The organism is Photobacterium lucens, assembly GCF_009873615.1.
Lineage (GTDB): Bacteria > Pseudomonadota > Gammaproteobacteria > Enterobacterales > Vibrionaceae > Photobacterium > Photobacterium lucens.
In genome coordinates this window covers 1-3277 of sequence record NZ_SSMG01000428.1, presented here as the reverse complement: position 1 = coordinate 3277, position 3277 = coordinate 1, and the positions used below count along the sequence as shown (strand labels likewise).

Below are 3277 nucleotides of genomic sequence, written 5' to 3'. Positions count from 1 at the left end.
GCGCCTAATCGGCGCTTTTTATTATAAGAAATTTAGTTATAGATTGTTTTCCATCGCACAGCAATCTGGACGCTCTGCAGCATCTTCTGTCGCTAGTTTAAACGCAGGTGAATATACCTCTACACGGCGGTTAGCTGCACGACCTTCCGCAGTATTGTTAGAAGCCACTGGATTTTCTTCACCCATACCCTTTGCTGTGATCTGATTTGGGTTTGCTACATACTGAGAAAGTAAATGAGCGACATTCTTTGCACGCTTTTCAGATAATTTCTGGTTATAGGCAGCAGAGCCTGTATTTGATGTATAGCCAGTAACTTCCACTGTCGCACTTGGGTAACGAGTTAAACGCTGCATCATTGGCTGAAGTTTCTGTTGATCTTCCGCTGTTAGATGATTTCCATTCACACCATAAGCAATGCTTACTGTCTCAGGTTCAATTGTGATAGTTTTTGCTTCTTGTGGTGGCGCTGTGTTTACAACAGGTTCAATAACAGCAGGCTTCGCCGCTCCCCAATTGTACACAAGGCTTAAGCCATAGAATTGAGTATCGAAGTTGTACTCTTGGTTTGTGTAACGCGGATTAGACTTAAGATCATGATATAACTGGTACTCAAGACGAGTAGATAAATGATCTGTTAATTGATATTCCACACCGGCACCTACCGTGCCAACAAGGTGCTCATCAATATCTTTAATACCATAGCCATGGAAGTCAGTAAGCATATAGCTACCACCTAACTTACCAAATACACCCCACTTATCATTCAAGTGCCATGTTGCTTTGCCTGTTAAGTCAAAAGCATGTTGCTTAATTTTATTGTGTTGGAATTTAGCTTCGCCTAACCATGTATAACCAGTTTCAACAGCAAACCAAGGCGTAATGTTGTAACCAGCAAACAAACCAGCAGCAACGTCATCTTTGTTTAAGTTAATGCCTGTTGCATCTTGGTAGTTTTGTTGAAAATTAGAGTAATGAGCACCACCAACACGTACACCAGCATAAAATGGGTTCATAGTTGCAGCAGAAGCTGCTGTAGAGATAATTAACGCAAGCGGTAATAGTGCGATATATTTTTTAGACATATTCATTTTCTTTATTATTGTTTAAATATTGAACAAATATTACATTTCAATAAATATTTGTATTAGGAATAATATTCTATATTTAATCATTCAACTAGCTTATTTATCAATAAAGTGACAATGAAATAGCCAAAATCAATAGCAAATGAAAATTACATTCACAAAGCTAATAACAAGTAATCGCAATACCTATTTCATCTGCTAGTAATTGTAATTGTTCATTTGAATCTAACTTCACTGACCAATTTATTCCACTACCAACAGCCGTTACCACATTTGCACCAGCAATAAGAGTAAGCTCGTCTATTTGTGCTTGAAGGTTAATCCTTGCATTACCATTAATACGTACAACAACTTCATGCTGTGTCGCTACTATCTTTCCTTGTTCAAATTCTATTATCATTACGGATTACTTCTTTTTATTACTCATTACAGCCATGGTTAAACGACTAGTGCAAATTAAACGCTGACGTTCATCTTTTATTTCGATTTGCCATACTTGAGTCGTTGCACCAATATGTATTGGTGTTGCGCATCCTATTACAGTCCCCTCTCTTATTGCGCGTATATGGTTAGCGTTAATATCTAAACCGACGCAATATTTATCAGTACCCACAGCTAGATTAGCGGCCAAAGAACCCAAGGTTTCAGCTAGCACGACAGATGCCCCGCCATGAAGCATACCAAGCGGTTGATGTGTACGATGATCAACAGGCATCGTTGCCGATAGTGAATGATCATCAAAAGCGGTGTACAAAATTCCTAAATGTTCAATAAGGGTCTGTTTTGATGTGGCATTTAAGCTCGTGAGGCTAAATTCTCGTTTCCAAATAGACATACTGGTTTCTCATCTCTCAACAACGCATCTCATTTAAGCAGCCAGTTTACCACTGTTCTCACAGACACAAAAAAAGCGCCTTTCGGCGCTTTTTTTTATAACTCAGAAAGAGTTAATTATTGTGCAGCTGCTGCTTCTGATTCGATTTCGAAACCAGGAGAAGTTACGTCTACACGACGGTTTTGAGCACGACCTTCAGCAGTATCGTTAGAAGCTACTGGATCTAGCTCACCACGGCCTTCGCCTTTAACACGGCTAGCGTCGATGTTGAAGTGCTTCATTAGGTATAGAGCTACAGTCTTAGCACGCTCTTCAGATAGCTTCTGGTTGTAAGCTTCTGAACCACGGCTATCAGTGTGACCGATAACTACTAGTTCTGCGTTAGGGAAGTTAACTAGACGCTGAGCGATTGGCTCTAGGCGTGCTTCGTCTTCTGCAGTTAGCTTGTCGCTGTCAAATGCGAAAGGCATTGTTACAGAGATTGGCTCAACTTGAACAGTTGTTGCTTCAACAACTTCTTCAACTACTGGTGCAACAACTGGTGCTGGAGCGCCCCAACCGTAAACTAGGCTTACGCCGTAGTAGTTTGCATCCCAGTTGATCTTAGTATCTGTACCAGTCGGCTTAGTTTCCATGTTGTGGTAGTACTGGTATTCAGCACGTGCAGATAGGTTATCAGTGAAGTGGTACTCAGCACCTAGACCTGCAGTTGCAATTAGGCTGTCATCACGGTCAGTCGCGCCAAAACCTTTAGCACGAGTGAACTGCCATGCACCACCAACTTTAGTGTACAGATCTACTTTATCAGTAGCTTGGTAAGTGAACTTACCTACTAGATCGATAGCTTGTTGCTCAATTTTACCTAGATCGTGGTGTTCGTCGTACTTAGCAGTAACTTCACCTAACCAAGTGTAACCACCTTCAATTGCAAACCATGGAGTTACGTTGTAACCCATGAAAATACCTGCAGCGAAGTCATCACGGTCGATACCGTCAGAACCGTTACCGTAAGTACCGTTTGCGTAATCTTTAGTATCGAAATCAGCGTAATGAACGCCACCAGCACGAACACCAGCGTAGAATGGGTTTTCAGTTGCTGCGTTTACTGCACCAGAAATAAGAAGTGCAAGAGGTAAAATCGCAAAACGTGCTTTAGACATGTTTTTTATCCTTTATTTTATGATTGTTGCCACTACAGGTGCTTTTTTAGATGCTTAACGTCACAAATACAAACCTAGATTTATCTTTTGCGGTGCACCTCAAAAAAACAGAGTTTAATTTAGCAAAGAAAAACACAAAAAGCTATACTAAAATATTTTTTGTAACATTTAATAAATTTAACTCGCTGTATTTTAA

Annotated in this window: 4 protein-coding genes; all 4 read right to left on the bottom strand. The window is 40.3% G+C overall.

Annotated elements, in window-relative coordinates; genetic code table 11:
- Positions 1-36 precede the first annotated feature (36 nt).
- On the bottom strand, positions 37-1083 hold the full coding sequence (locus tag E5A76_RS17310) for an outer membrane beta-barrel protein (RefSeq protein ID WP_161119695.1): 1047 nt from the start codon (positions 1081-1083) through the stop codon (positions 37-39).
- Positions 1084-1249: 166 nt separating this feature from the next.
- On the bottom strand, positions 1250-1486 hold the full coding sequence (locus tag E5A76_RS17305; protein WP_161119694.1) for a DUF3389 domain-containing protein: 237 nt from the start codon (positions 1484-1486) through the stop codon (positions 1250-1252).
- A 6-nt stretch (positions 1487-1492) separates the two neighbouring features.
- A complete protein-coding gene (locus E5A76_RS17300) occupies positions 1493-1921 on the bottom strand; it encodes a hotdog fold thioesterase (RefSeq protein WP_161119693.1) in 429 nt (142 codons plus the stop codon).
- 116 nt (positions 1922-2037) lie between these two features.
- Positions 2038-3081: an OmpA family protein gene (locus E5A76_RS17295; protein WP_161119692.1), complete on the bottom strand. Its 1044-nt coding sequence runs from the start codon at positions 3079-3081 to the stop codon at positions 2038-2040.
- Between the last annotated feature and the right edge of the window lie 196 nt (positions 3082-3277).

What these genes read in the sequence shown, in the direction of transcription:
- E5A76_RS17310 (WP_161119695.1), bottom strand. Translation starts at nt 1,083, where the DNA reads ATGTCTAAAAAATATATCGCACTATTACCGCTTGCGTTAATTATCTCT.
- E5A76_RS17305 (WP_161119694.1), bottom strand. Translation starts at nt 1,486, where the DNA reads ATGATAATAGAATTTGAACAAGGAAAGATAGTAGCGACACAGCATGAA.
- E5A76_RS17300 (WP_161119693.1), bottom strand. Translation starts at nt 1,921, where the DNA reads ATGTCTATTTGGAAACGAGAATTTAGCCTCACGAGCTTAAATGCCACA.
- E5A76_RS17295 (WP_161119692.1), bottom strand. Translation starts at nt 3,081, where the DNA reads ATGTCTAAAGCACGTTTTGCGATTTTACCTCTTGCACTTCTTATTTCT.